The sequence below is a fragment of the Mesoflavibacter zeaxanthinifaciens subsp. sabulilitoris genome, from assembly GCF_014191595.1.
Taxonomy (GTDB): Bacteria; Bacteroidota; Bacteroidia; order Flavobacteriales; family Flavobacteriaceae; genus Mesoflavibacter; species Mesoflavibacter zeaxanthinifaciens.
Window position 1 is genome coordinate 252377 of record NZ_JACHWV010000002.1, and the last position, 26440, is coordinate 278816.

Consider the following 26440-nt stretch of genomic DNA (forward strand, 5'->3'; position numbering starts at 1 on the left):
AGAAAAATTAACAAATTGTATGCCAAATTTGTCTTTTCAATACTGTGTTTTTTGATAATTTATTTCACCCTTCCCTCTTTATCAAAAAACAAAATTTCACCAGAATGCGCATTTTTTAAAATTGCTTTAGCAGATTGTGTTCCATCAATAATGATTGGGTTTTCTTTACCTTTGAGGACATCATAAACGTACTCAATACTGTTTATTTTAACTCGTCCAATTTGATCATTATGTAAAAACCCTTGGTCAAATTCTTTTATATAGGTTAAATCACTTTCATTTTTCCAGTTTTGAGGTAAGGAATTTTCAATATCATGGAGATTGATAATTTTCACTCCTTTGTCATCATAAATCCATATTTCATCAGCCATTCCTTTAAGTTCAAAAGAGAAATCTTTTGTTAAGTCAATATTATTATCTACCCATTCTGTATCAAGATTAAATTTTCTTTTTTTCACATTGGTTTTTATTATACTTAAATTAAGTTCGATTGTTTTTACCCTTCCCTTCCAGTCATTATCATTAGGTTTTCGTAATTCCATAAGGTTAATACCGTAATATTCGGCAAATTCTTTAGCTCCTTTTTGAAAACCAACTTTAGATACCATTATTCCATTTACAGTTCCGAGATCTACTAATACGGCATAAAAATCTCTAACTTTTGCTATAGAAACATTTGAATTATAATTTTTACACTCTATAGCTACTTTATGAGTTATGCCAGCGACCTTATATTCCCAATACACATCTATTTGGTGAGTAAACGCCTTACCCTTAACAAGAGCATTGTGTTGTACATTAACTGTTACACCCTCTTCATTCAATAAAGTTTCATAAATCTCTTTAGTTAATAGCTCGTATTCTAAGTTTACATTCATGATTTAAATTTGCTTTAACTATATAGTTTTTACTCTTCTTTATTTTTTAAGGCTCTTAAATACTCAAAAATAGGAATGTCAAAACCTATATTTATCATAGCATTATCGTATGAAAGCGATTTATCAATAATTGGAACGGAGTAGGAGATATTTAATTCTAATTTATTAAAGAAAGTAACACCTGCACCAACTCCAACCATAGCAAAATCAAAATTATCTTGAGATTTCAAGTCAACTACATTGTATAAAATACCTGAACCATAAATTGACAAATAAATGTCATCTATTAATGGGTCTTTTGTAGGTTCAAGCCATCTTCTGTACTTTCCTCTATATTTATACCATTGCATTGGTTTTTGTGAGTGTGTATAGTCAAAATCGAATAAGACAAATTTAAGCCCCATTTTTTCGCTTACATAGGCTAAATCTGAAATAGTGCCATTATCTTCATTATTTATGATAGAGGTATTAGAGCTAGCAAAAGATCCATAATTAAGCCCAATAATAAAGAATGGCTTAATTCCTATTAAATTTTTCTTTAGGCTAGTTATTTCTTTTTCATAAAATTCAGATTCGAAGGACAGAATAATAGCTTCTACATCAATTTTAAAGCTTTTAAATACCATTTCTTCATCCCCATCATAGGAAATATATATAACATATTTGTTTATTAACTCGCCAATTCTAGATAAGAAGCTGTTTCCACCAATTTCCTCTTTAAACCCTTGTAAAGAAAATGAAAAGAAATTGAACAGTTGTTGAATATCATCTTTCTTAATTTGACTTAAATCAGAAATGTCAAAGCTGGATTGATTTATAAGGTCAAACATTTCATTATAGATAGTATTAACAGCCTTAGTTGTAGAGCTTAGTTCATTAATAAAATTATCTAATTCTTTATCAATTGTATCTTTTAATTTAATGTCTATATTGTTATAATTATCATTAAGACCGCTTGAAAATCTAGTGTCCAAGTTTTTTTTAAGAAAGAGACCATTAGATTTAAAAATTGCGATATCTTTATTACATAATCGAATAAAAAGTTCATCTATAATGTAGTTAGATACTATGGTTAAGCTATTACTATTATTAAATTCTTGGCGAACTTGATTCTGATGAATTAAATCATTTGTTGAACTATAATAATTTACTTCTCCTATGAAGTCAGCATTACCATACATACTATAGGAAGCAAAATCTTTTTCTTTATAAATTATTGAAGATAGATTGTCTTTGTAAAGAGGGATTAATGCGCTACCACCTGCTTCAGAATTAAGGTAACCATCCTTATAAAAATCCATTATTGATTCTTTAGAATATTCATTAATAAAAAAATTAGCTAATACATAATTAATAGAATAATTACTAATCTCAGACACTAAGTCTTGAGTCATTACGGTTTTATTTTTTTCAGTAGTTAAAATATTAATCAAATTATACATTGTGTTATAAGTCGTATAATTAGTAGTCTTAATATTTTTAACGACAAGATTTTTTAAAACACGTTGTTTAATTTCTATTTGTTTTTGTCGTACCAATTCAGAGACAAGATCAACATCAGGAGTCATCTTTTGAGAAATACAAATAAATGGAAGAAGTAAAGCTGCAAGAAGAAAAAGAGATTTAGTTTTCATAATTGGTTGGTTTAATGTTAGCTTTTTATGTTTTGAATGAGAATTTTAACATAATTATGATGTAATTTAATAAATTTAAAACAAATATTCAATCAAGATGATTTGAACGTAATTTTTAGACATTATGAAATATAAAAACTGATAGTTAATATGCTATCAGTGTTTAATTTGTTTATAGAATGTTAATTATTGTATTGCTGAGATAAAATGTAAGTAATTAATAGTATAATGACTTTTAAATTTTAAAAAAATATCAGCAATCTAACCTTCTGTTGATATGTAAAGTTAGTTTTGGTTATTAAATAATTAAAGACCTAACCATCTTTTCAACCAATTTTTACTTTTATAGGTTTTATTTATAGGGATACGTTCAGAAGTATCAAATTCATCTTCATTTTGAGTGATTTCATGAACAGGTGGATGTTTATAATCTTGTTTTAAATGTAATTGCTTAGTGTTATTGAAATTAGAATATTCAGATTGAGAAGGATATTGATAGTTCATAGGGGGAATGTCTATAGGTAATAACTCCTGTGGATCGTGATAGTTGTTTTCATGATCTTCAATTTCATCGACAGGATAAAGTTTATACCAGTCTCTTTCAACAATCTCTTCATTTCTAAAATCTTGAAGCGGGTCATCATCAATTCTAGTATTAGATAAGGCATCTTTATGATAAGTTTTATTGTTAATTGAATTCGCTTCTTCTAACAGCTTATCAATATCTTCTGGTTTATGTTGTTTTGGTTTTAAATATCTTGAATCAAAGTGACCTTCCATAAAGAAAGCCTATCATATACAGCTTCTAAGTTCAAATGTCATACCTAAACATTTATAAATATTGTGACTGTCAGCTGCGATTTAATATGTGCTAATATTTTATTAAGAACATACGGTTAGCAATAATTTCAAATGGATTCAAAAATATTTAAATGCGTCATGATTACATTTAAATACATTAGTAAATTATAGTACTTTTTTGTCAGTTGCTTTTACTTCAGAACTTGGACTCATTAATTCTAAAAACATTTCTTTTATTTCTAAAAAAGATGTTATAAAAAAATAAAAGGAGGCTATTAATATAAAGACTTTTTCAGGTGTTTCAAATTTCGTAAAGTATGAATCATTAAAAAAATAATCAAGAAATAAGCCTTTAAGTATTGCAATAGCACAAATAAAGGTGGAAGGGTCAGTTATTGATGAAATAAATTCAGCAAGAGTTGATTTAAATTCCTTAGAGTTAGATATGTTTTCTAAATTCAATTCATTGTATCGAATTTTATGCAAAATCGTGATGAAAAATATACTTATTGTAATTATATAGAATAATGTATTTGAATTTAAAATAGTTTTTAAAAAGCCTAACAATTCATCTTTGAATTCTCTTACAAAAAATGAGATAACTAAAAGAATAATGAAGATTGAAAAATACTTTATGTTAATTTTTTTCATAGACGACTTCTATTAAAATAATTAACTTCTTTTTCCTCTTTGCTTTCGGAAGAGTTTCCAATTAGTCCACCAACTAATGCTCCAGTTAAAAATCCAATTGGACCACCAAATAAACCAATTGCACCGCCAATAACACCTCCTGCAACAGTATTAGAGCTTTCTTTTTCTGCAAAAACTTGATTGACATTATAATTAAATCCATTAATTGTAAAATAATATCCACCAATTTTTCTTGCAAGTTCGCTTCTGTTTTGTGCTGAATGACGCAAATAGATTTTTTGTTTTCCTTTTTTTACATATAGTTTCATTCAAGTAAGATGCTTCTCTTGTATTGTTGATGCGATTTTGTGTATAAATCTTTGAGTAAAATATATTATGATTTTTCTCAGTGATCGAAAGATAACAAATTGCGATGAATTCTGACTGTTAATTCAGGAACAATAATATGTAACAGTTATGTCAGTAGTTATTTTATTATAAAATATTTAAATCTTTATCGTTTACATAGTTTTTTTAAGATCTTACTACTTCCTTTTTGACCGAGTATTGAGTCAGATACGCTTTTTGGTAAGTTTTACCTATTGCGATTGGTTCAGTAGTTTGCAATGTGTATTGATGTAAGATGTTGGTTTATTCATTGTCAAAATAGTCATTCACATATTCAAACGGGATTTTTTCTTGTTCGAGTCGCCAGTTGTTCTCTTTCAATATGTCGTATAGTTTTTGCTCATTGCTTGTCAGGTTAAGTTTTACTGAAATATTTGTTGGTGTACCGTTATCGTTTTCAAAATACTTATCAAAGGTTTGCTTGTCCATCAAAACACTTTTAGAATGAGGAAAATATCCCCTGAATTGAGATAAGATTTCAAAGCCTTGAACATCTATATCACCCCAATAGTATAAATCAACTACGTTGAACCATTCTACATTTTTTAAGTTGATAACACTGTATCCACTTCCAAAAATTGCAATTGTATTGTTCATTTTCGGAAGAGTTAGTGTTGTGTAAAGGGTTGTTTTGTTTTCTACAACCAATACTTTTCTTATTGGTAGATTCATTACTTCAAATTGACTAACAGGAATAGCTATATCATCAAATCCTGAGAAAAATTTTTGACTTATCTCTTTGTCAAGTACCTTAAACCGAATTTGTGGTTCGGCATATTTCAAGTTAAATCTTTTCTCAAATGACTTTTCCTCTGTTCTAATGTGTTCTGAAATAAGAATATCAAGTAATTCCCTAATTACAGCTTGATTTCTTTCCAAAAACTTTGTGTGAACCTTTATAGGCAGCTCTCTTATGTACAAATTTGGTTTGGGATTTTGTTTGAAGTATTGACATATTTTCAAAATACTTTCCCAATCGGCTTGATTAGCGATTACCTTCTTTGGATTTTTAATTAACCAATCTTTTAAATCTGGGAATGTTTCAAGGATAAACTTTGTGCTTTTACAGAATAACTCAACTTCATTTTTTCTACCTAAAAACTTCAAAAAGTCATTTTCGGTTTCAAAGAATATTGAGGTAGGTAATGTTTGATATCCTAATGATTTAGTTTTTACATTTTGAAATTCCAATGAGTATCCAAAGCCTGTTTTTTCCTTTGATTGGCTGGTAATTAGCTGTATTTCATTTTCAAATTCAGGGAATGAAGTTTTAGTGTACGACTTATCACCACGAATAACCAATTTTTCAAAGGGCTTGTTCTCAACAAGCGATTGAAGATAAGAAACATATTTTCTTTCGGCTTTTTTCTTTATTTCCTGTGGTGAAATCATTACAATACGTAGTTCGCTTTTTGTTCTTGAAATTGTTCAATAGGCATATCGTATAACCAAGAATGTCTTTCTTCCTTACGTTCTACAAAGTGTACGAATGAAATATCATTTTCCACGATATGTATGTTATCGCTTGGTGTAACCACTAATAATTGCAAATGAAGTTGCTTACATAAGGTTACTAAATATCTTGCTTTGTCTTCATCTTGTGCTTTAAAGGCTTCATCAATAGCAATAAATCGGAATGAATTACTTTGTAACCCTTCTTTGGTCAAACCAAATTGATAAGCAATTGCAGACCCTAGAATTGTATAAGTAAGTTGGGCTTTCTCTCCACCCGAAAGCTGCCCCATAGCCTCATAAGTTTTGAATTTCTGATTGGTTTCTTTGTAAAATTCTTCGGCCTTGTAGTTGAACCACGAACGAACATCCATTACTTTTTTTCTCCAATCTTCTTTATCTAACTTTTCTATGAAGGGGTGAATGTGATTGTTAAAGTGATATTCTCTTCCTTCAATTGTTTTCTCCATTTGATAGACATTAGGAACGGCTTCTTCCAATAGTCTTCTAAATTCTTTTACTTCATCATTGACTTTACTCGGTGCTACAAGTTGGATATAAGTCTTCGGACTGTTTTTAAAATCAATAGCTTTTAGGGAATCGTTCAGATGCCTAATGTTTTCTTTGATGGTATCCGACCAATTTTCAAAGAACATCCTAAAATCACCAACTTTATTGGTGATGGTTTCCTGCAAATAATCATTAAATTTCTTTTCAAATTTTGGAAGATTATCCTTTTCTAATCTTTCCAAAAATTTTTGATACTCGCTGATAAACTCTAAGTGAGTTGATTCGGGCAAAGCATTTACATCCGAACGCCAGTCTTTAAATTTGCTAGTAATAATTTCAGTCGGCTGTTTAAAGGCATTTATTTTTACGCTGACTTCCCGCTCATTTTGTTGCTTTTGTTTATTTAGCTCTGTTATTTCTCTTGAGTTTTCATCCTGTAAATTTTTGCGTCTCGCTTCAAAATCCACATACTCAATATTCAATAAATTGGAATTTTGACTTTCAAACGCTGATGTATCAATATTTCCTAAAGACTCAAAAATGACTTTGTTGTCGGTTATAGTTTTTCTAATATTTTTTTGTTTTTCTTCTGTTTGAAAAATTTCTCTGTCTTTACTTTTAATATCAACTTCCGAAAGTTTTTTCAACTTATCTTGCACATCTTTCAACTGCTCTTGCAGTTTCTTAACTCGGTCATTTGTTTTTTCCAACGCTTCTTTCTGTTCCGCCTTTTCTTGTATGTCACGGGCATATGATTGCCAATCTATATCATCATACTTGTCAAACTTTGAAAACAGATTGTGGCACTCATCTTTGAATGTTCCTAAATTTTTAATTTCAGAGTTTTTACTTGCAATAGCCTTTTTGTTTTCAGTTTGTTGATTTTGAAGATTTCTCAATTCTTTCTTTAAAACCGCAATTTTCTCTTTATTATCCCAACCCAAAACATAGTTTTCTTTTCTCGAAATATATGGTCGGTCGTCTTTTTCGTGTTTTCCTTTTCTGAACTTTATTAAGCCGTTCTGGGTAATTGCCATTTCTGAATGGCGTTCAAATTCTGAAAGATTATCCACACAAGTAAAATTGAATTGAGCTTCCAAATAATTCTCAATCCATTCATCATATATTATTTTGGGTTTTATCTCAATTTTATTGACTAAAGAGTTTTCATTAATGTCCTTATGTCGCATACTTTTAAGATAATCCTGTTGTTCGTATTTGTCGTAACGAATTCTACCTCTCAAATCATTGTTGTTCACATACTGATTTACCTTGGAGTAGTACTTTGGCGGAACAATCAAACGCAAAGCAAAATTGTGAAGTACTTTTTCAATAGAAGATTCCCAAGGCAATTCATCTTCCTTTACTTTAATCAATTCACCAATAAAAGGAATTTCTTCTTTGGTGGCTCCAATACTTGAAATAAGTTCTTCTCTAATATCTGCTACTCGTCCCGCAATGTTATTTTTATTTTTTTGAAGCGTTTGAATGGTTTTTACTAATTCGTTAGTCGATTCAGTTAACTCATCTTCTTTATTTTTTAATCCTCGAAGATTTTCACTTTCATTTTCAATCTTTTGTTGTGTGCTTTGCTTTAACTGTTTTGCATCTTCACGATTTTCAGTAAAGGTTTCTTCACTTGGATTAGTAGGTAATTTAATTTTTTGAGCGATATTGTTGTAATCGTCAAGCTTAGCACTTCTTAAAGTTTTACTTTTTTCTAATCTTGAAATTTCTGTTTTCAATTTTTCAATTTGACTACCAACTTCGTCAGATTTTATTTGAACTGTCAAATCTGTCTCTTGATTTTTGAAATCAGTTTCTTTTTCCCTTAATTTGATTAATTCATCATTCAAGTTTTGCAGTTCTGCTTTACATATATCTAATTCTTTTTCACCCAACTCAATACCTTTATGGGCAAACCAATAAACAGCCATTTCTTTTGATTGCTCTAAGTGTTTCAAGTTTTCTTGAATTTCCCTCAGTTTATTAGCAATTTCATCAATTGGTTTAAGCTGTTTGATTTGCTCTTTGGCTTTTTCAATGTTGGTTTTCGCATCCATTAAAGTCAGAAAACTCTCTTTTAATTCAATAAACGCTTCTTCTGAATTTTTGCCATTCTCTGTGTATTCCTCCAACATATTGGTTCTGACAAACTCATCTAAATCTTCCAAAACTTTTACCCCAACAACTTGGTTGAATAAACTTAAAGCTTTTGTAGAACGCATTCCGAAAAGATGTGACATTCGTTCTGCATAAGCAGTTGGGCCATCCATAAATTCAATTTTCCGTTTGGACGTATTCGCATTGTAGATTTTATCCAATCGCTTTTTCCAATTTCCTTTACCGTCAAACTGACTGAAATCTTTTTCTATTTCAAGTGGAATGTGAGAAATACCGAACTGTCTCCTTAATTCGTTGTTCGAAAACCAACGGACTTGAAATAATGTGATTTTCTTTTCATCCGTATTTTTAAAATAAGCAAGAATTACAGAATAAGTACCTGTGTCACGCAACTTTTGTGTGGAAGTAGAAGTTTTTCCTTCTTCCTGGATATTTCCGTAATGCCCTAAAACATAAGTTTCTTCTGTGCGATCGCCTTTTTTCTCAACACCTGAAGATTGATTATAAAAACGGTCTCTTTTAGCTGGGACTATCAAGGTTAACAAAGCATCTATATATGTGCTTTTTCCAGAAGCGTTTGCACCGGTTAAAAGCGAATTATTCCCTTGGGGATTTATTCTGAAAACTTTTTCATCAAAGGTTCCCCAATTAAAAACTTCCATATATTGAAGTCTGAAACCTGCTTTATCCGAACTTGTACTAAACAGACTCAACATACTCTTGTAATTTTGTTTTAAATTCTTGCAATAAATCAGGTGTTATTTTTTCCTTGATTATGCGATGTATCTGATATTTTGTTTCGTTGTCTTTTTTGCCAACTTCTTTCAAGTAACCTAGTTCAGCTACTCTTTTTATGTAGTTATCCAAATCTTTTTGAAATTTCAACTTATTGTAGCCTTCTGGCAAAAAGAGTTCTAATTCATCTTTTATTTCGGCATCAGTAATAAATTTCTCCGCAGTAAGCTGTGTCGGATTGCTATCAAATTCTTCTAAACTTTGCCTTAAAACAACAAGTACAATCGATGTTTCAAATCCAATTTGTCGCCTTTGAACTAAGCCAAGTGTTTTTCCTTCGTTGTCTTCAAATTGTTTTACAAACGCAAAACCATCGTCTTTTTTTACAATGAGTTCTAATCCAATTTTACTGATGTATTCTTGAATTTCAATTTGATAATTGATTATATCGTCCCAAACGTTTGAAGAACGTTCAACAACTCCCTTCAGCAACTTTACAATTGCTTTACTGTATGGTGTTGTATTTTGCTCTAAAGTGCTCATTTGGTGAAAATAATTTCAGGGATTTGTATTTGTTTGTTCTTTTTAGAATCAAAGATGATACTTTGGGTATTATCAGGGCTGATATAGTGTTTAAAATCTTTTGCAATGCCTATGTATCCAAACAATTCGGGCAGCCCTTTTTCAAGTCCTCCGTAAATTTCAACGATATCTAATAGCGTGGCTTGCGATTTTTCATTTAAAACATCTTTAACCCTTTTTCGCAACAAAGCTTTGTCAATGTTTGATTGTAAAAATAACTTACCTAAACGCTCTGACGAAGAAATATCTTCATCCGCAATTTTTGGTTTACTAGTGTATGTAATTTCTTCACTTTGTTCTGTTGTTAATTTTCGTTCAAACGGAATATTGATTTCAATTCCCGTTTCCAATTCGAACGAAGTTTCAGGTTTCTTTTTTGTTTTGCTTATTGCTACAAGCTGTTTCTTTATTTCTTGGATGATGGTTTTGGTGGCTTCCGATTTTGAACTTTCACTTTCACGAATAATACGGCTTAATTTTTCAGCCATTTTATCGTTGGCTTTATATACCTTTTGACCTGAATTGTGAAGATGTCTTTTCATTCCTTTTAAGAACGGGTCATTTACAGTAATTGATTTTTCTTCTAAAGTTTTATACAATTCCTTAGTTAGAATTTCCCATTGATTTTGTAAGTCGGGGTTTAAAATGAATGACCAAAATGCATAAAAACTTTTTCCTTGCTGACTACTTTTCAGTTCATCCAAAGCATCAAAGGTAAATTCCAAGATATCGCTTTTGGTTAAACTACCATCAGCGTGCTTTTGATAAATCCCCTTTGTGATTTCTTTGAAATTATCTTCAACTTCTTTAAAATCAGATAATAATTCTTTGGCCGATTGATTGAGTTGATTAAAACGAGGAACAATTTCAAACTCTTCGAACACTTTTACATCTTCTCCAATTTGTATTCTCTGGATTTGCTGTTCAATTTCTAACTTCTTTTCTTCCAACAACTGAATACGTTTTTCAGCATCTTCATTGGTAAATTCAACCAATTCTTTCAATTGATTTAAAATGTTGTTGAACTTTGATTCAGTCCCGACAAATTCCTCCTTTTTTAAACTTGCCAACCAGTCAATGGTTTTGCTCGAATGAGCTGAAAGTTCATAAAAAACCTCTCCTTGTTCATCAGGGTAATTAGCTAAGAAGCCTTTGTTTGTCCAATAATGAATATATTTTTTTGCCTTTTCCTCGTAAGTGTCAAAAACATTGATTTCGCTGTCCTCATCATTTTCAACTTGTTTGTACTCTAAGTAATCAGCTAATTGTATTAGAATGTTATCTGACGAAATTGTGCTTTGTCCACTCGAAAAGGTATTTGTAAGAAATTCAAGTATCATTTCTCGATTTCGCAAACGCAAAAGTTCAACACTCGGTGAGTTGTTTAGTGACTCTAATATTTTTGAGCTTTCATTCATTTTGCTTCTGTTCAGCTATGGTACTCTTGTGTGCTTCAATAATCCAGCTATGAATTATAGAGTGGTTTAGCACTTAATTAGCACATATTTACTAAATGAAACTTTGTTTGGGTTTTTAGCTTGAGTAAGTAGTAACATTACTTATGGTCTTTAGTTTTTGATAAATTCAACTATTCTATCAGTTAAATCGATCAGTTGTTTTGATTTTTTTCCATCTATCCATGCATATTCTAACATTTTAGCAATTGCCAATGGATTCTTTTTTAAACCGCCTGCATTACCGTAAAATGCAATTGCTTTATCTGCGTATTTTTTCAAATCTTCTCCAAATTCAGTCGAGATTTCATTTGTTAAATTAGTTTTCCAAGAAGTTAAATTTTCCTTTAATATTGAATTATTGGGCCAATTGCTTTCAGAGCTCAAATTCATCAATTCTAATATAGCTTTATTTTCTTTTTTGTGTTGGGTAATTTCATGTATTCTTGTTTTATCTGTATCACTATCATAAATCACCATGGTTGGAATATCGAGAATTTTAGCCATAGCTAATGGTTTGATAAGTTTATTTTTTCCCTCAACAGGAACTATGTGACAGCCATGACGTCTAAATTCAATCATCTTATTTGTTAGTAATAAATATGAATTTATATAAGCAAGATCTTCATGTCCTTCAACTAAAATTAATTTTTTACAGAAAAACATTTCGTTTATAACAGGATTTAATGATGGATATAGTTTTGCAACTATTCCATTCTCAGTAACCAGTTTTTCTCCAACTTTATGTAATTGTTCAGCTAAATCTTGATAGGATAAACTTTTTACTTTTGTTTCACTAGGTTTTCCAATTTCACATACCAATCTTATTTTATCAAAACTATCTCCTGGTATAAATAGTGGATTATGCGTACAAATTATTATTTGAGAATTTGATTGAGATAAGTCAAAAAGAGTTTCTGCTAAATATCTTGCTTGAGGTGGATGTTGAAATAATTCAGGCTCTTCAATTCCCATTATTAAAGTAGGAACATTTTCAGATTCAAAACTCGTTAGCTCTTGCAATAAGGCTAACATATATGAACGTTGTAAACCATGTCCAAATCTTGATAACTCTCCCTCAAAACCTCTTTCTCCAACTCTCAATCCTGCAAGAGGCTCTTCAATTTTGATTGATTTATCTGGATGCTGTTTCCATTGAATTGAAGCCGAAATATTTGGATGAGCCCAATTGGCTAAACGGTCTTGAAGCGAATTAGAAATATCATCTAAAGTTTCCTGCTCTGCATCAAGTAGTTTTTGATATTCCTCTCGAACATTATTTCTTAATTCTCTAACTTTTTCATCAAAAGAAACTTTTGACCTAACTGTTCTAGCTAAAAGTTGACCAAGCGCAGATTTTGTAGATTCCTCACTTTCTTCAGTTGCATCCTTAATAGCTGGAACAAAAATCCATTGAATATGAGATTCGAGTTTGTTAATACCTCTTGAGACACCATAAAATTGATCTTCGCTAGGTATCAAAATACATTTTTTAGGATTATTAGATTCATATTCATGTAGAGCCGAAATCATATCGGCTTTTGAATTTGCAGAATTAATTTCAGTATATTTTTCTCTAAATAATTTAAAAATTTCTTTTAATTCTGCTGCTTTTGCTCCGTTCTTATCTGCTTCAAAGAATTTTCTGAATTCATCCATTCCAAGACGGTTTCCATATTGCTTTACATCTGCTTTTTCAAGAATTGTATCATACTTCGCAATTGCTGTTACTACTAATTTATCTTGCCTTACGTAATCGGCTAGTTCATCTTTAGCTTCTTTTGACAAAGAAGAAAAAGTAACCGTAATTTTAATATCTTTTGAAGTGTCTGAATGGTGAAAGTCATTTGCAGATAGTTTTAGTAAATCGGTTTGACTGTCTTTATTTTCCCGAAAGAATAGGTTTAAAGCATGGAAAACAGTCGACTTCCCAACACCATTTGGACCAACAAATGAGGTATAATCATCAAATTTAATTAGTTCTTCTTTATAAGCTCTAAAATTTTCTATTTTGATAGATTCTATTTTCATCTATGTTTGGCTTTAAATGACTTGCAACATATAAATACATATACAATAATACCAAAAATAAAATAAATATTCAATCTGTATAGTGAGATATATTAAAACCTCAATATTTTCAATAGGCATGAAAATATAATTCCATTGTGTAATTCTTAATTTGTAATAAACAAACTACTTACAATTAGCAAATTAAAACACCGAAATCTAGAAAGGTAAAAAGTTATCAATATCTCTATTTTTGTCACGTTCAACTTTCATTTGTTTGATTTCCATTTCTCTTTTAGCTTTCAGGAGCGCTCTGTCCCAACTTTCTTTATAGTCAGTAAGCTCATGGAATGCAGCAGGTGCTACCAGACTAAAACCTTCATAGTAGCAGTTTCTTAAAGCTTCTACGTTGTTTTTAAGAAGTGAATTCAAAAATTCAGTATCATCTTTCGCATTATAATAAAACGCCTTTCCTGAAGCGATGATTCCGTTTTTAAAACGATTAAGAACATCAGGGTGTGTTGTGTAATCCAATTGCTCTGCTACTAAGTGAATATGTTTTGAAAAAAGTTCTGAGCGTAGTTCCAATAAACGCAATTGAAAACCAACAAGTTCATCAATGGATTTTGTTTCCAATATCCGAATAAGTGCCTCGTCCTGTTCAATACTTCCAACAGTTACATTTTTTTCCAACGAAGTTTCCACTATATGCCAAAAATCTTGTTCGCTCATCATATTTATAAGTATATCATAGTTAACGTTCCAGTTCCTGTGACGGACTTGGAGTCTTGTTATAAAGTTCCTGCAAACGCTTCTGGCTTTTATCATTCTTCTGCACCTTGATATCCAAATCCTGGTCTCTGGAATATTTCTTCTCTTTGGCGAGTTCCAGTATACGCTTACGACTTTGCTCCAACATTTCCATGCGTGTTTTGTGGAGCATGGAGAGGTCTTTGAAGAGTTCCTCTGAAGTTACCACATGCTCAAAGCCCTCAATGTTGAGGCTTTCATATTTACTTGTATAAGGATTATAGGTCAGGAGTTTTCCTGACTTTAGCTGATAGCCCGTAAATTCCTGAACGATGTGACTGACTATCTTAGTTCTTAACTTGACGTTATACTTGGTCAGTTTAAAGCACTGGTTGATGGATTCAAAAGCATACTGTTGCTTTAAAAAATACTGGACGTTCTTTTTCGATATTCTTGCTCTCATAATGATTGTTTTTAATGGTTATGGTTCTAATTCGTTGTTCTGTTCCCTATCCGTTAGTTTCTTTGAGAGGATACGGTTGAGCTCTTGTGTACGTTTGTTTCTGTCCAATGACAGTAACTGTATCCGCTCCAAAGAATATCCCAAAGTCTGGAGACGGAATTTTCTGTTACCTTCCATAATACCCGCCTGTTGTCCCCTGAAGTACAGTTTTAACCCCTCTTTCTTAAGCAAGTCGAAGAAATGCTCTTCCGATTTAGCATTCCCGTACGCCTTTGCCAAATACAGCTTGAGCTGTTGTTTTTTACTTTGTTGTCCTTTGAGGTTCATTTGGTATTCCGCTTCTTTAAGTAGCGACTGGACTTTTTTTTACTGTGATCCACACGGCTATGGACAAGTCCCAATTCCTTGCCCTGCCAATGTTCCATTTCCTGTTTGATGGCTTTAAATTGGGATTTGGTCAGATAACGTGTGGTATGAATCCCATACTCTACGTTTGACCCGATAAGGTGCAGGTGTTGATGCTTGGTGTCGCTATGGTTGGTAGCAACCACGATGGAGTTTGGAAAACGCTCCTTAACATACTTCTTGGCTACTTTTAGGAGTTGCTCTTGCGAGAGGCTATCAGACCTGTGGAAACTTAATATGGCATGGTAGAACTTGGTCTCACCTTTACGCTTATGCAAACGCTGTTTGTCATTCACAAGGAACTGACGTTTCATTTCCTGAAGACGATCTTCCATAATAATAGAAGTGGCTTCGGTATCATCCTGAACCAACTGCAACTGTTTTTCAAAGTTTCGGTCACCCTTGATATAGCGTTTGAACACAAAGTGCTGTTGATGGTTATGCTTTGAAAACACATAGCGAAGCACGTTCTCCAATGCGATATATGATTTGATGGATTTTTCCTTGATAATCATAACTACCGTGATTTAAAGGTTTGTGAAAAAAGCGTTTCCAGATTTTCAATCTGCTCAAGCACCTGTTCATTGAATTCGGTGTTTTCTGATTCCAATAGGTCTTCCAAGAGATTGATTAACTGCATAAGTTGTCTGTCTATGTTTCCAAGCAAGGTTTTGTCCTGAACTGTTGGATGCTTACCATCTATTGTCTGTTCCACGATTTGATAGAGAAATTGGGAAACGGACAGGTTGCCCTTTTTCTGTTGTAACTGTTTTAGACTGTCAGTATCAAAACCCAAGGTATATTCCTTGCGGACGATTCGTTTTTGGCGTCTGTAATGGGTGTAATACTGTTTCCAGTAGTCACGTTTAGCTTGCTTGATTTCTTGATGGCTTGGGTTATCGATATGAGATAGTGCTGTATCCAAATAATCGTGCAGTGAGGTATATGGGAATGGTTTGTTCATCGTTCTAAATCTTGGTTTTGATTATTTTTTGAATTAATCTCTTGGAGTTCGGCTTCACGTTTCTCTTTGATTTTTACTTTCATTTTGGTTTCTTGTGATGTCAAAAGATCAAGCGACATCACATCAAAGAATTCATCCCGCTCAATCCTAACACCATAAGGTAATTTCAAAGCTTCCAGTTCATCTATCGAAAAATAGCCGAGCTCGTCATAAGCCATTCCTGTAACGTAACCATAACAGGTATTAGATTTAGGATCATAGGTACTGGCATACCAAGTCTGTGAGCCGACAGGGTTGAAAAACTTGGCTACAAAAATGGGGTTCTCAGGTGTCTGTTCCTCTTCAAATTCCTTGAAGCGTGCTTCTATTTCAGGTGTTATAAGTTTCATAACAGTGGTATTTATAGTTCTTGTTCTTCCTCTAGGTTGTTCTTCTTTTCCTTGAGCTTGTCCTTGCTCAATCGTTTGATTTGTTCAATACGCTCTGTGGTCGTTTCCCGAATCATCTGTTGGGTGTTCCTTTTTACATTTCGCATATCCCTGATATGGGAATAGAGGTTTGTGTTCGTGAAATCAGGTAAGTCGCTGTAGCGAAGTTTTAAATCAGGTTCCTGTGGCATGGAAAATATGATACTGCTGGGAGTCTTTTCATGTGGCATGAAGCCAGTAAAATTTCGGTAGAGGTCATATATGGCTTCCTTCTGTTTTTTGTCCTTAAGTTCAAAGAGTTCCTTCTCGGAATGGAGTCCATAGCTCTGTTGCAGAAAACTCATAATATTGTCTCTGGAAATGTCCTGTACCTGCTCGGGCTCTGTATAGAATCGCTTTGGTAAGGCGATGGTTTTCTCCATGCCCTGCAAGCGTTTTTCATAAGCTTGGTTTAAGTAATCAATAGCATGGTAGAGCTCTGGTATGGTCGTGATTTCATGGAGTTCTATAGTCTCGGTAGCGAACATGACGCCTTTGATGTCCGTAGTAAAGAACTTGTGGTTAGGGTCATAATCATAATTGGCAAATGCCTTGATGGCTGACAAGACAGCTCGCTGTTCTTTCTCTCCGTGCTGGAGATTATTGATATCAATATTGGAGTGATTAGTTGCCAAATAGGCCATTAGTTTCAAAAGGCGTGTATAAGAGTCCATATTATATTGTTTTAGGTGTTAATCTTATTGTTCTTGAATTCAGTGTTCTGAAGGCTCTAAAGGCAGTTTCTTTTTGGTGTTGAACAACGCCTCATAAATATCCTGTGCCACTATCTGTGCATAGGATACCTGCTGAAAATAGGTGCCACATTTTTGAGGGGATGGTAGAGCTACTTTTTTATAGAATGTATCGCCTCTAAGAATGGCGGCTTTAATATGCTGTATAGTGTCTTGTTTGCTCATTTTTTCAGGTTTTAATTGGTAGTTTGTTCACGGTAGTCATCCAGTGGCAGGTACTGTACGTTATACTCCAGTTGAAAATCCCGTTGGTAATGATCCGGTAATTCCATAGCCATATACTTTCTGTATGCCCTGTTCTTATAAAAAGGAGTAATCTTGCAGTATAGAGGTAAAAGACCGCCATTAGGAATGATAATAACCTGATCCTTTGGCATAGTGCGGACTTCATGTGCGGTCATAAGTTTTCTATTACGAAGGACTTTTTTGTCCTTGTCTTGATAGTATTGGTATTCCCCAAGCGCATTGGAAATACGTTCACATTCGGCATCCAGTCCACTCATATAGACACGGCATGCATTGTTCATAATGGCTTTAGCAGCATGTTCTCCATAGTTTTCATAGAGTTGGCTTTCACTTTGCAGAATACCGAGAATACTGAAGTACTTTCTAGCATTGGCTATAACTACAGGTAATGAAGGCATAGGAATAGAACTTAACTCATCAATCATCAGATATAGAGGATTATCAGTAGGTTGAGGAATTGTGTTAAAGAGTTCGGAGAAAAGCTGCTCAAAAAATAGTCCTAATATGGGGCTATAAAATTCCATATCCATGGTTTTAACATTAAGGAAGAGACAGATTTTTTCCGATTTTAATCTTGAAAAATCAAAAGAATCCACACTAGTGATATCAGATAGTTCAGGAGAGTTCCCAACAAAAGACAAGCTGCTAATTGCAGAAGAAATGATACTTGCCTTGGTATTATCACTATTGGCAATAATGGCTTTATAAGCTTTCCATTGTTTTTCTGAAGCTTTGTCGGCAAAAAGTCCGCTAACAGTGTCTTCTTCTCCCGCAAGATTTTGTAATAAGTAAAAAATATTAGCAATATTTTGATACATTTTGGGAGCATGATTCAAAAGAAATTCTATGAGTAGACTGATAAGTTCAATAGACTTTAATTGCCAAAAGTCTTTCTGTTTTTTTTTCCCTTTCATCACCAACATGGTAGCCACTTTCATGATATCAGTTTGTGTCTTGATCCTAGCCAGAGGGTTATAATAAATAGAGTGTTTTTTATCGTTTGGATTGAACGCATAGGTTTTATAACCTTGTGAGACCAGATAAGGTTCCAATCTTTGGTTTTCACCAGAGGGATTGTTGATGATCATGGAGGCATCGGTTTTAGCTCCCCCAATGTTAAGAGCAGAGCAAATCAAGGAAACGGTCGTTTTTCCAGAGCCCGTAGGGCCGAAATACAATACATGTTCCTTTGATTTTTGAATGCTCAAAAATTTATCCCCAGTAAGTGATAACCCTTTATTTCTTTTAGACAACAACTCACTGGGCTTCCCGAATTTAGCGGTCAAGAGTTTGGGTTGTGTTTCAAAGAGGCTTTCTAAGCCATTAAAGAGTTCTAATAAGAGATTGGTCAAAAAGTCTACTATCGTTTTCATAAGGGTTGTCTTTTAAAATGTTATTGAAGAAATTTCTCGCTGATTTTTATTAATATTTTGGATAAGGCTTCTGTGATTTTGGAAAATAGATAGAGTAGAAACATGGCGCATTTCCACAGTCCAATTAAGATTTCCTTTATTGTTTTAATAAATGTCCTGAACTTATTCATTGGAATTGCTGTTAATGAGTTTTAACAAAACTCCCTTACAGTCTGGACAATCATAATCGTATTTGGGTATAAGCTCAGGCTCGATACGCTGCCAGCAGGAGGTGAAATTATGTGCGGATTTTCCCATAGAATCAAATAGTTTATCAAAAAGTGGATTGCCTCCATCCGGATGTACTTTGAGTTGAAAGAAATTCCAATCCAAATGGCCATTATCATTGAGTAATCCTTTAAAAAAAGCAGCACTTTCCTTGGTCTGGTCAGAAGCACCTTTGTGTAGTATTCCCAATATCAGAAAGCCGATATAACTATCTAAAAGTGCTGAATGGAATATGGTGTTGCACTCAGAACTAACAGATATGGTTTCTTTTTCCTGTATATGATAGCGACTACTAACCGCACAGCGAAAGCAAGCTGGTGTGAATTGAGGTATTTGGAAAAACACTTCAGCAGTTCTGCTCTTGGCGTACCATCCAGCCCATAAGGCAGGCTTTAGATACTTAAGAGCTAAAATATTCCCATAGCTTTGTGCTTTAAAAGCATCCGTCAAGAACAGGAACATATCTGCATCTTTAAAAACTGCATCCAGTTCTTTGACGGTCATTGAAAGAAAGTCTTTGGTAATCCCTGTATATGCTGTGTTTGGGTTAATACGTTTGATCTTATCTCTAAGTGCTTCTACTTTGTATTTACCAATATCCGCTTGATCATAGCCTTGGCGTACGATATTGGTAGCATCGACTTTGTCGATATCCAGTACAGTCAAGGCACCGATACCAGTTCTTGCCAGATTCAAAATAAGTTGTTTGGAGCCACCAGCTCCGACTACCACAATATGGGTGTGCTGTAATAATGAAATGTCAACGCTGTCTGTAATTCTACTGTAATTCATGATTTAAGGATTTAAAAGATTAGAGAAATGGACAAAAAGTTGGTATAGCATCGCAATACTGAATACCACAAAGCCAGTTAAGAATACACTCCATAAAAGTTGATAATAGGCCATAAAAGGAATAGCTTTCGTCTTTACTTTTTCTAGGTTTTCAGTTGCTTCCGTAATTGAGTATCTATGATAATCATCAGGTAGAAGCTCTAGTTGGGTCTGTTCTACAGTCCCGTCTTTATGGAACACATAGGGGATAAAATCATAAGTACCATCAGTTGCAGGAAACATAAGCGGTACTAAGAACCTATCTACGGGAATATTGCCGAATTGCTTTTTGAAGTAGTTGATATCAGGTTGTGATAATTGTTTATAGCCATGGGGATGAGAATGGAAAAAGCCCAAAAGCTGGAGCCCATCTTCAGAAAGTTTGTCAATCATGGGATTGAGGTAGCCAACATCAAAGCTATAACTACTCTGTGTGGTTTTGGCATTTTTGTCATATAAAAATCGGGTAACGACCCAGTCTTTTCTAGAGCCAAAAAGTAGGCCTCCAGATTCAGCAGGGCGAGACCCTACGGTTTGAAGCATTTCTGTATATGCGGATGTTGTAATTTTCATGATTTTAAAATTTGATTTGATTAAGATGGATTTAAAGTTGCTTATTGCCGATTTTCGGCCTGTATTGAAATTTGGGTATCGATGGAGACTCCTGTTTTAATGTATTCCCAAGTATATTCAGCAAAAGCCACTGAGAATTTCTGAGCAGCCTCTAAGGTTTTGGGGAGTTTAAGATTACTGATACATATCTTATACGGTGCATCCCTTTCACAGGAAAGACGATGGGAAATATGATGGTCAGTAGCTCTACCTTCATAGCTAGGTTGCTGATGGATATCAATCTCATAACCGTTGTTTTTCCAATGGTAACTGAACTTGAAATACGCTATACCGTCTATGGTTCTGTAGGTATATATCTGATAAGACTCTTTTCGTATCATCCTTAAAAGAAATTTTATAAGGTTCATGGGATTGTTTTTTTAATGTTCTTTAAAAGAGACTGCCCTTTATGGGACAGCCTCTGATCCTGTGAAGCAGGTTACTCTTGTTCACCTAAGCTTCCTGTAGCTATCAAAAAATTATTTTCTGATATGCAAAGTGCCAGCATCTATGTACTCGCCACCTTTTTTCGATATCTTTTCCATATCTAAGGGTTTTTAAGGGTTAATAAATAGTTGAAATAAAAAGGCGTTTCCATCTCAGGAAGTACCTTTAGTTTTCAGGCTACAAGTTGTTTTTGTAGCCAAACAAATTTTAAATTGTGTGGGTTGTAGTTTATGGCATTATCAGTAATACGTCTTACCTTTGATAGCATCCAAGGCGTCTCAAATTCATCAAAGTAAAGAGTATTTAATACGAACCTTACATAAGCTCTTGTGAAATGATACTCATCATTACAAATTTTTACACCTTGCTCATAGGCAGTTGTATCCATGTCATCCAATAAATCACATGCCAACTCTAAATGCTCAATGGCATCTTCTTGTTTATAGCAATTAAAGTGATGTCTGACATTTAGATACTTGAAGTAAATCAAACAATATGGCGTTAAGTAATTGGTATTGATTCTCGATAACTTTTCCTCGACCAATTCTGGTTGAAAAGTACGCCCGTTAATTATTCTGTGGATGGTTTCTAAACGACTGATTTGAGAATTAGGATTGTGAGTCGTTCTTTTGTTTGAATGTAGATTTCTCATTTTTCGTAGTATTAAAATTGAATTTCATTTTAATCCTACTTTGAGCTTGACTTTTGTATCATGTTTGATACATTGTTATGGATTCGATTGAGAGGTTGGATTCTCAATTGAATAAGTCAAGATATCAAAGTCGGTTTGATGTCTTTGGCGGCCACCTTGCTTTCGCTAGGTGGTTTTTTTTGCCTTTCAATACCACAAGATTCGTGATAATACTATCCGTTTAACAGGAGGTAATTACGGATGTGACGGATGTGGCTATGGAAGTAGTTTTTTTTACTATTTTTAAGCTATGGGAAATGAACGTAATACAAAATTTAGAGTAGAGAGCAGGACAACATTTCTTAAAACAGTTAATCCATCTTTTCCAACTTTGGAAGGAAAGATTGGATTAGCCTGTGCAGATTCTGCTGACCAGTTGTTGAAGAAAATAAGAGAAAAAAGACTTAATAAAACCTATAGGAGCAGTTTTAGCATTAGTGCGGATAACATAAATAGACATATTGAACGAGTAGAACATGAAACGGTAGAATTTACTATTACAGTATTAAATACCTTTTTGTGTTTTTTCTTTTTAAAAAAATCTCCTAAGTATCAATATGCTGAAACACATACTGAACAAAATTTAAGAGATTTTTTTAATCATATTACCATTAGAAATGGCAAAGACTCTGATTTGAAAAAGTTCAATAAATTTCTCAAAGACCTAGAACTTGTTAAAGAGGGATTAACGCCATTATTTAATGATTTTAGTTTTGAGATTAATTCCGAATGGGAATTTTCAATGGTTAAGAATATTACAACAGGAATTGATAGTGATAATAACGAAATTCCATTTATTAAAGGAACTACGCTTATTTATAATTTATTTTTTCAAAGAATTAAAAAAATGAATTTCACTATAACCGACTTTTTTACATCGAATATGGATGTCAACTGTCAATGGTATGGGATTGTTAATAGCTTTGATGTTCCTAGACGAGAATTACAGGATTTAATAAAAATTTCAAAAACAACATTTAAAACTCCTAGAGTATTGAAAATCTCAGCAATAATTTATGGAGATAGTGGTGTAGGAAAATCAACTTTATTAAGAAGACTATCTTTTGAATTAAAAAACGAAACATTTAAGACTTTATGGTTAAACAAAAATGAGTTATCAATTTTTTTAAAAGAAGGACTAAATGTTATTGAAGCTGATTTTAAAAATAATTACTTAATAATTATTGAAGCTATTGATGTTGATTTAGAAATCATGTGTGTATTACTTAAAAGAATAGAAAGTTTCACTAATGTTAGGATAATAATTAGCACCAATAAAATAGAAGGCACACCATATTATAAATATTTGATTAACCGTGAACATAAATATTTTATAAATAATGATAAAAACTCAGAAATATTATCTCAAATTTTAATAAAACATCCTCAATGGAAAAATATCAGCAATGAAATAATAGGCAAAGAAAATAGTAATAATATGGCATTGTATTTATCCCTCTATATTATTGCTAGATTAAATAATGAAAACGAAACAACTAAAATTGATTTATCTGATGCTAGTACTGTTTTTGAAAAAATTATTGCAGATGACTTTAGAGAGCTATATAAAGCTTTCCCAGGCTTAGCTAAAATTTTATTTTATCTCTCATCGACTTATAATGAGCACAAACTAATTCCTTTATATGATCATTTTTTATTGATGGGAGATGTTTTAAATAAAAACACAGAGATAAGTGAGATTTTTCATGATTTAAATAAAGGGGAAAGTCATATTCATAAAATCCTTAGAAGTTATATTCATACATATAAAAGTCCTATAGATGATAGATTATACTTGTTTTTTAATCATGATTATTTGGTTGAATCAGGTATTTCGAAAATGCTATATTTTTTACCAGAATTAGGAGTTTTCGATGATATAGTAAAAAAGAAATTATTAAAAGATACATTTAAAAATTTAGAGAAAGATATCTATTTTTCTTTTTCATTATTAGAATTCATGATAAAAAGGAATATTCATGTTTTCAGAGATGACGAAGAAATATTTTCTCATATAAATAAAATTCTAGAAAGCAAAGAAGGAAAATATTATTACAGCTATTTTTTTGAACTTAAGGAATTAAGTGATTACCTAGTTAGAAAATGTTTAAATAAATTACTGTTTTCAAAAATTAGATTTTCAAGATATAATTGGGCAGATATTTTTATTGAAAACCCTAAAATAGTTAATATGATTTTAAATCATTGGAGTATCATACAATTACCACCAACTGCTATTGTGGCAGCTCTTCGATTTTCTAAATCTGAATCAGATAAAATTAGAGCTGTTACGAGATTAATACAAGCTCCTAATTTAGATAAAGGAGTTTTAGCCTCCTGCAAAAAAGTATTAAAAGAGAATAAGAAAAAAACACCATAATAAAAACATCGTTTTTTTGTTTATAATTATGTGGTTCAAAACTAATAAACTTTTTTATGAGTTATTATAAATGAAGATAAATAATGATAGTTCGCTGAGTGTGTGTACAAAAAATATCCTCTCGATTTTTTAAAGTTAATAGTTTATGTAAATCCAACCAGAGTATTTTTTGTTTTCATTTGGTAGGTTCAGAAAATAAAAATATGTACCTATAGGTAGTTTTCCATTTTTGTTTAAAATAATTTTTTTATTTGTTGATGTACCATTCCAATCATTTTGATAGTTAGAGGTTTCGAAAACAATTTGCCCCCCATCTGTTGTAAATTTTAATTGAATTTTCTAAGAGTCAATACCTTTAATAACAAATGTGTCATTTAAGCCATCGTTATTAGGACTTATGCCATTGTTAATAATTAAGTTATCTGCTCCAATCAAAGAGCCAAAAGTAATAATCTCATAATCATTAGGCGTAAAATCAAAGAGGTTATTGAACCTTGGGTTGTTGTTCCTGTAATATTTGAATTGCCTAAGTCTTCCCATTGGTTATTTAAATTATTCCAACCGACTACCCTTAAATTCATTAAATCATTATTGGTGAGGTTTTAGATATCACTTAAGGAGTTCCAAGTAAGTTTGACAGAAGTTGTAATTTCTCCATTAAAATCCCAAAACTCTTCTATACTTACTTTATTTAAATAACTATCCATTTGGGTAGTATCAAAACTTGTATTGAATGTTGAAGGAAAGTTAGGGTCTTCAAAAAAGTATGCAGCATTAAAATTAGTTGATATTGGTTGAAAAGGTATTGAAAGCGGTCTTATTTTACCATAGTCTCCTATAGGAAATGTAAACATGTTTTGACCTATTTTATTCACATAACCATTTGTATGTCTTGAATCAGATTCAAATAAGTAATTTGAGTTTTCTGAGAAATCTAGTGAAATCTTAGGGAAATCCCTAGGTGTTATTAAATAACCATTTAGATAACTGAGTGTATTAGTAACTATTGTATTTATATCTAAATTAAGACTATTAGCTATATCAATTTCCATATTATGAAACTGTAAAATTTGAGTTCCAGAAATAGATAAACTACCTTCTGAAGAATAAAAACCAGCTAAGCCTTCATTCATATTAAACGTTCCGTCATTTATAAGGTTAATATGAAAACCTAATTTGCCATCATTATGAATTTGGATATTGCCAAAATTTTGAAGAGCACTTTGGGAGATTACAAAAACAATATTTAGATGAAACATGATATAGAAAACCCTTTTGAACATAGCTCTCTATTTATAGGCTGTATATAATATTAGTAGGCTTTCGCTTAGTACCTCTCTTCGTGTTGGAGTATTCCCTACTGTACCTAAAGTATAACTAACACTTAATGTAAAACCATTTGTATTAAATGAACTTAAATAAGCTGTAATTTTTCCTAAATCATCACCATTTTGATTTCCGTATCGTACGCCTATACAATTCGAGTTTGAGGCATACCTAGATATATCATTTATTGAGTTACCATGTCCCCCAATATAAATAACTTGTTGTGTATTAGAACTACCATCATTCCTAACAAAACCATTCATGGTTCCAAAAGAATTATTAATTCCTGTGTTATTATTCCCAACGCCACTATCATTGTCAATATTACTAGATTCTATATTAGCATGGGCAACAAAAGTTATTTGTGATGGTAGAAAAGGCAACCCATTAATAGTTTGGTTAAATGTTGTAGAGAAATTACCTCCAGGTGCACTGATTATAAAAGATCCATTATACACTGTAGGACCTAAATATATACCACCATTAGCGCCTAGATCTAATTGGTTATCTGTTTCTGTGGCTATTAAAAGTTTTTTTTCTACTACTCCTGTTGAAGTTGTTGTTAAGATTTCTTGATCTGCTGAATTGGTCTGGATATCTCTTACTCTTAATTTTCCGTTTACATCTAAACGCTCACTTGGATTGTCTGTATTTATACCAACATCACCACCATTTTCTAAATATAATCGGAAGTCTGCTATGTTACTTTCTACAAAGTTAAGACCATCACTTAGCAAGTTCCAATGCCATTTAGGCGTTCCTGTATTATCTTGAAATGCTAAAACATCTACTCCATTAGCTTTTATTACTAGAGGATGATTATTAAAGGTTGGTGCTTGGTTAATAAGTACTTGACTTTTGGTAGCGTGTATTCGTAATTTTTCGATGTTATTAGATTTTAGGATAAGAGCTTGCCCATCGGTAGTGCCTAAAAAGTTTGTACTATCATCTGTGCCAGAATTTCCTGATAAAGCCCAAAAATTACCATTATTAGAAATAGTTAACCATTGTGTGCCATCCCAGATTTTGGCAATATTAGGTGAGGTGTTTGTATCAAACCAAACATCATCTACTAAAGGGTTTGCAGGTGCAACTGAGGCTGTAGTAACTTGGTTGTTATTTACTGTTCTGAATGTTCCTTTATTGTCAATAACACTGATCTTTTGTGCATAAGAAAAGGAAACACTTATCAAAACACAAGAGATTAAAAATGATTTTACTAAATAAGAAGGATTAATCATTTTAGAT

27 protein-coding genes are annotated in these 26440 nt (G+C 32.4%); 1 reads left to right on the forward strand and 26 read right to left on the reverse strand.

Features of this window, described 5'->3' with window-relative positions:
• Window positions 1-59: 59 nt before the first annotated feature.
• The 22 genes from FHS04_RS03965 to FHS04_RS04070 form a co-directional block, all read right to left on the reverse strand.
• A complete protein-coding gene (locus FHS04_RS03965; RefSeq protein WP_106680502.1) occupies window positions 60-878 on the reverse strand; it encodes a restriction endonuclease in 819 nt (272 codons plus the stop codon).
• Window positions 879-907: 29 nt separating this feature from the next.
• Window positions 908-2512, reverse strand: a complete 1605-nt coding sequence (locus FHS04_RS03970) for a hypothetical protein (protein ID WP_146131320.1) — start codon at window positions 2510-2512, stop codon at window positions 908-910.
• Between the two features lie 306 nt (window positions 2513-2818).
• Window positions 2819-3292 (reverse strand): hypothetical protein, encoded by a 474-nt coding sequence (locus FHS04_RS03975; RefSeq protein WP_106680497.1) that lies wholly within the window; start codon window positions 3290-3292, stop codon window positions 2819-2821.
• A gap of 186 nt (window positions 3293-3478) precedes the next feature.
• Entirely contained in the window at window positions 3479-3964 is a 486-nt protein-coding gene (locus tag FHS04_RS03980; RefSeq protein ID WP_146131319.1) for a hypothetical protein, read from the reverse strand.
• Entirely contained in the window at window positions 3961-4272 is a 312-nt protein-coding gene (locus FHS04_RS03985) for a hypothetical protein (protein WP_106680492.1), read from the reverse strand. The genes FHS04_RS03980 and FHS04_RS03985 overlap by 4 nt, the downstream gene beginning before the upstream one ends.
• A gap of 322 nt (window positions 4273-4594) precedes the next feature.
• On the reverse strand, window positions 4595-5743 hold the full coding sequence (locus FHS04_RS03990; protein ID WP_106680489.1) for a Wadjet anti-phage system protein JetD domain-containing protein: 1149 nt from the start codon (window positions 5741-5743) through the stop codon (window positions 4595-4597).
• Window positions 5743-9099: an ATP-binding protein gene (locus tag FHS04_RS03995; protein ID WP_244906298.1), complete on the reverse strand. Its 3357-nt coding sequence runs from the start codon at window positions 9097-9099 to the stop codon at window positions 5743-5745. Before FHS04_RS03995 ends, FHS04_RS03990 begins: the two co-directional genes overlap by 1 nt.
• A 37-nt stretch (window positions 9100-9136) precedes the next feature.
• Window positions 9137-9715 carry a DUF4194 domain-containing protein gene (locus tag FHS04_RS04000; RefSeq protein ID WP_106680485.1) on the reverse strand — a complete coding sequence of 193 codons (579 nt, stop codon included), beginning with the start codon at window positions 9713-9715 and terminating at the stop codon, window positions 9137-9139.
• Window positions 9712-11172, reverse strand: a complete 1461-nt coding sequence (locus FHS04_RS04005) for a DUF3375 domain-containing protein (RefSeq protein ID WP_106680483.1) — start codon at window positions 11170-11172, stop codon at window positions 9712-9714. Before FHS04_RS04005 ends, FHS04_RS04000 begins: the two co-directional genes overlap by 4 nt.
• 150 nt (window positions 11173-11322) lie before the next feature.
• Window positions 11323-13239: an ATP-dependent nuclease gene (locus tag FHS04_RS04010; RefSeq protein ID WP_106680481.1), complete on the reverse strand. Its 1917-nt coding sequence runs from the start codon at window positions 13237-13239 to the stop codon at window positions 11323-11325.
• A 198-nt stretch (window positions 13240-13437) separates the two neighbouring features.
• Window positions 13438-13950, reverse strand: coding sequence for a DUF4240 domain-containing protein (locus FHS04_RS04015; protein ID WP_181256144.1), 513 nt, complete (start codon window positions 13948-13950; stop codon window positions 13438-13440).
• Between the two features lie 22 nt (window positions 13951-13972).
• Window positions 13973-14431: a hypothetical protein gene (locus FHS04_RS04020; RefSeq protein WP_146131318.1), complete on the reverse strand. Its 459-nt coding sequence runs from the start codon at window positions 14429-14431 to the stop codon at window positions 13973-13975.
• 18 nt (window positions 14432-14449) lie between these two features.
• Entirely contained in the window at window positions 14450-14758 is a 309-nt protein-coding gene (locus FHS04_RS04025) for a hypothetical protein (RefSeq protein WP_106680477.1), read from the reverse strand.
• On the reverse strand, window positions 14755-15351 hold the full coding sequence (locus FHS04_RS04030) for a relaxase/mobilization nuclease domain-containing protein (protein WP_106680475.1): 597 nt from the start codon (window positions 15349-15351) through the stop codon (window positions 14755-14757). Before FHS04_RS04030 ends, FHS04_RS04025 begins: the two co-directional genes overlap by 4 nt.
• Before the next feature lie 2 nt (window positions 15352-15353).
• Window positions 15354-15800 (reverse strand): hypothetical protein, encoded by a 447-nt coding sequence (locus FHS04_RS04035; protein ID WP_106680473.1) that lies wholly within the window; start codon window positions 15798-15800, stop codon window positions 15354-15356.
• Window positions 15797-16189 carry a DUF2958 domain-containing protein gene (locus FHS04_RS04040; RefSeq protein ID WP_106680471.1) on the reverse strand — a complete coding sequence of 131 codons (393 nt, stop codon included), beginning with the start codon at window positions 16187-16189 and terminating at the stop codon, window positions 15797-15799. Before FHS04_RS04040 ends, FHS04_RS04035 begins: the two co-directional genes overlap by 4 nt.
• Window positions 16190-16200: 11 nt before the next feature.
• Complete coding sequence (locus FHS04_RS04045; protein ID WP_146131317.1) at window positions 16201-16941, reverse strand: hypothetical protein; 741 nt, start codon at window positions 16939-16941, stop codon at window positions 16201-16203.
• Window positions 16942-16980: 39 nt separating this feature from the next.
• Window positions 16981-17184 carry a hypothetical protein gene (locus FHS04_RS04050; RefSeq protein ID WP_106680467.1) on the reverse strand — a complete coding sequence of 68 codons (204 nt, stop codon included), beginning with the start codon at window positions 17182-17184 and terminating at the stop codon, window positions 16981-16983.
• 11 nt (window positions 17185-17195) lie between these two features.
• On the reverse strand, window positions 17196-18638 hold the full coding sequence (locus tag FHS04_RS04055; protein ID WP_106680465.1) for a type IV secretory system conjugative DNA transfer family protein: 1443 nt from the start codon (window positions 18636-18638) through the stop codon (window positions 17196-17198).
• Window positions 18639-18800: 162 nt separating this feature from the next.
• A complete protein-coding gene (locus FHS04_RS04060; protein ID WP_106680463.1) occupies window positions 18801-19697 on the reverse strand; it encodes a ThiF family adenylyltransferase in 897 nt (298 codons plus the stop codon).
• Between the two features lie 3 nt (window positions 19698-19700).
• Window positions 19701-20309: a Mov34/MPN/PAD-1 family protein gene (locus FHS04_RS04065; protein WP_106680461.1), complete on the reverse strand. Its 609-nt coding sequence runs from the start codon at window positions 20307-20309 to the stop codon at window positions 19701-19703.
• A 658-nt stretch (window positions 20310-20967) separates the two neighbouring features.
• Window positions 20968-21447 (reverse strand): hypothetical protein, encoded by a 480-nt coding sequence (locus FHS04_RS04070; RefSeq protein WP_146131316.1) that lies wholly within the window; start codon window positions 21445-21447, stop codon window positions 20968-20970.
• A gap of 289 nt (window positions 21448-21736) precedes the next feature.
• Between FHS04_RS04070 and FHS04_RS04075 the strand changes: the two genes are divergently transcribed.
• Window positions 21737-23866 carry a P-loop NTPase family protein gene (locus FHS04_RS04075; protein WP_106680455.1) on the forward strand — a complete coding sequence of 710 codons (2130 nt, stop codon included), beginning with the start codon at window positions 21737-21739 and terminating at the stop codon, window positions 23864-23866.
• Window positions 23867-24001: 135 nt separating this feature from the next.
• Here FHS04_RS04075 and FHS04_RS14425 read toward each other — a convergent pair whose 3' ends face one another.
• The 4 genes from FHS04_RS14425 to FHS04_RS04095 all read right to left on the reverse strand — a co-directional run bounded on the left by FHS04_RS14425 (window position 24002) and on the right by FHS04_RS04095 (window position 26433).
• Window positions 24002-24202: a T9SS type B sorting domain-containing protein gene (locus FHS04_RS14425; RefSeq protein ID WP_106680944.1), complete on the reverse strand. Its 201-nt coding sequence runs from the start codon at window positions 24200-24202 to the stop codon at window positions 24002-24004.
• Window positions 24203-24205: 3 nt separating this feature from the next.
• A complete protein-coding gene (locus FHS04_RS04085; protein WP_146131315.1) occupies window positions 24206-24406 on the reverse strand; it encodes a hypothetical protein in 201 nt (66 codons plus the stop codon).
• 62 nt (window positions 24407-24468) lie between these two features.
• Window positions 24469-25125 carry a hypothetical protein gene (locus FHS04_RS04090; protein WP_106680453.1) on the reverse strand — a complete coding sequence of 219 codons (657 nt, stop codon included), beginning with the start codon at window positions 25123-25125 and terminating at the stop codon, window positions 24469-24471.
• Between the two features lie 30 nt (window positions 25126-25155).
• Entirely contained in the window at window positions 25156-26433 is a 1278-nt protein-coding gene (locus FHS04_RS04095; RefSeq protein WP_106680451.1) for a hypothetical protein, read from the reverse strand.
• Window positions 26434-26440: the final 7 nt, after the last annotated feature.

Bases quoted from the DNA above. Each gene is read 5' to 3' on its own strand.
- FHS04_RS04005 (WP_106680483.1), bottom strand. From the start codon at position 11,172: ATGAATGAAAGCTCAAAAATATTAGAGTCACTAAACAACTCACCGAGT.
- FHS04_RS04060 (WP_106680463.1), bottom strand. From the start codon at position 19,697: ATGAATTACAGTAGAATTACAGACAGCGTTGACATTTCATTATTACAG.
- FHS04_RS03970 (WP_146131320.1), bottom strand. From the start codon at position 2,512: ATGAAAACTAAATCTCTTTTTCTTCTTGCAGCTTTACTTCTTCCATTT.
- FHS04_RS03995 (WP_244906298.1), bottom strand. From the start codon at position 9,099: ATGGAAGTTTTTAATTGGGGAACCTTTGATGAAAAAGTTTTCAGAATA.
- FHS04_RS03985 (WP_106680492.1), bottom strand. From the start codon at position 4,272: ATGAAACTATATGTAAAAAAAGGAAAACAAAAAATCTATTTGCGTCAT.
- FHS04_RS04000 (WP_106680485.1), bottom strand. From the start codon at position 9,715: ATGAGCACTTTAGAGCAAAATACAACACCATACAGTAAAGCAATTGTA.
- FHS04_RS04085 (WP_146131315.1), bottom strand. From the start codon at position 24,406: ATGGGAAGACTTAGGCAATTCAAATATTACAGGAACAACAACCCAAGG.
- FHS04_RS04075 (WP_106680455.1), top strand. From the start codon at position 21,737: ATGGGAAATGAACGTAATACAAAATTTAGAGTAGAGAGCAGGACAACA.
- FHS04_RS03975 (WP_106680497.1), bottom strand. From the start codon at position 3,292: ATGGAAGGTCACTTTGATTCAAGATATTTAAAACCAAAACAACATAAA.
- FHS04_RS03965 (WP_106680502.1), bottom strand. From the start codon at position 878: ATGAATGTAAACTTAGAATACGAGCTATTAACTAAAGAGATTTATGAA.
- FHS04_RS04070 (WP_146131316.1), bottom strand. From the start codon at position 21,447: ATGAGAAATCTACATTCAAACAAAAGAACGACTCACAATCCTAATTCT.
- FHS04_RS04040 (WP_106680471.1), bottom strand. From the start codon at position 16,189: ATGAAACTTATAACACCTGAAATAGAAGCACGCTTCAAGGAATTTGAA.
- FHS04_RS04055 (WP_106680465.1), bottom strand. From the start codon at position 18,638: ATGAAAACGATAGTAGACTTTTTGACCAATCTCTTATTAGAACTCTTT.
- FHS04_RS04095 (WP_106680451.1), bottom strand. From the start codon at position 26,433: ATGATTAATCCTTCTTATTTAGTAAAATCATTTTTAATCTCTTGTGTT.
- FHS04_RS04010 (WP_106680481.1), bottom strand. From the start codon at position 13,239: ATGAAAATAGAATCTATCAAAATAGAAAATTTTAGAGCTTATAAAGAA.
- FHS04_RS04050 (WP_106680467.1), bottom strand. From the start codon at position 17,184: ATGAGCAAACAAGACACTATACAGCATATTAAAGCCGCCATTCTTAGA.
- FHS04_RS04025 (WP_106680477.1), bottom strand. From the start codon at position 14,758: ATGAACCTCAAAGGACAACAAAGTAAAAAACAACAGCTCAAGCTGTAT.
- FHS04_RS04065 (WP_106680461.1), bottom strand. From the start codon at position 20,309: ATGAAAATTACAACATCCGCATATACAGAAATGCTTCAAACCGTAGGG.
- FHS04_RS04035 (WP_106680473.1), bottom strand. From the start codon at position 15,800: ATGAACAAACCATTCCCATATACCTCACTGCACGATTATTTGGATACA.
- FHS04_RS04015 (WP_181256144.1), bottom strand. From the start codon at position 13,950: ATGAGCGAACAAGATTTTTGGCATATAGTGGAAACTTCGTTGGAAAAA.
- FHS04_RS04045 (WP_146131317.1), bottom strand. From the start codon at position 16,941: ATGGACTCTTATACACGCCTTTTGAAACTAATGGCCTATTTGGCAACT.
- FHS04_RS03990 (WP_106680489.1), bottom strand. From the start codon at position 5,743: ATGATTTCACCACAGGAAATAAAGAAAAAAGCCGAAAGAAAATATGTT.
- FHS04_RS04020 (WP_146131318.1), bottom strand. From the start codon at position 14,431: ATGAGAGCAAGAATATCGAAAAAGAACGTCCAGTATTTTTTAAAGCAA.
- FHS04_RS04090 (WP_106680453.1), bottom strand. From the start codon at position 25,125: ATGTTTCATCTAAATATTGTTTTTGTAATCTCCCAAAGTGCTCTTCAA.
- FHS04_RS03980 (WP_146131319.1), bottom strand. From the start codon at position 3,964: ATGAAAAAAATTAACATAAAGTATTTTTCAATCTTCATTATTCTTTTA.
- FHS04_RS04030 (WP_106680475.1), bottom strand. From the start codon at position 15,351: ATGATTATCAAGGAAAAATCCATCAAATCATATATCGCATTGGAGAAC.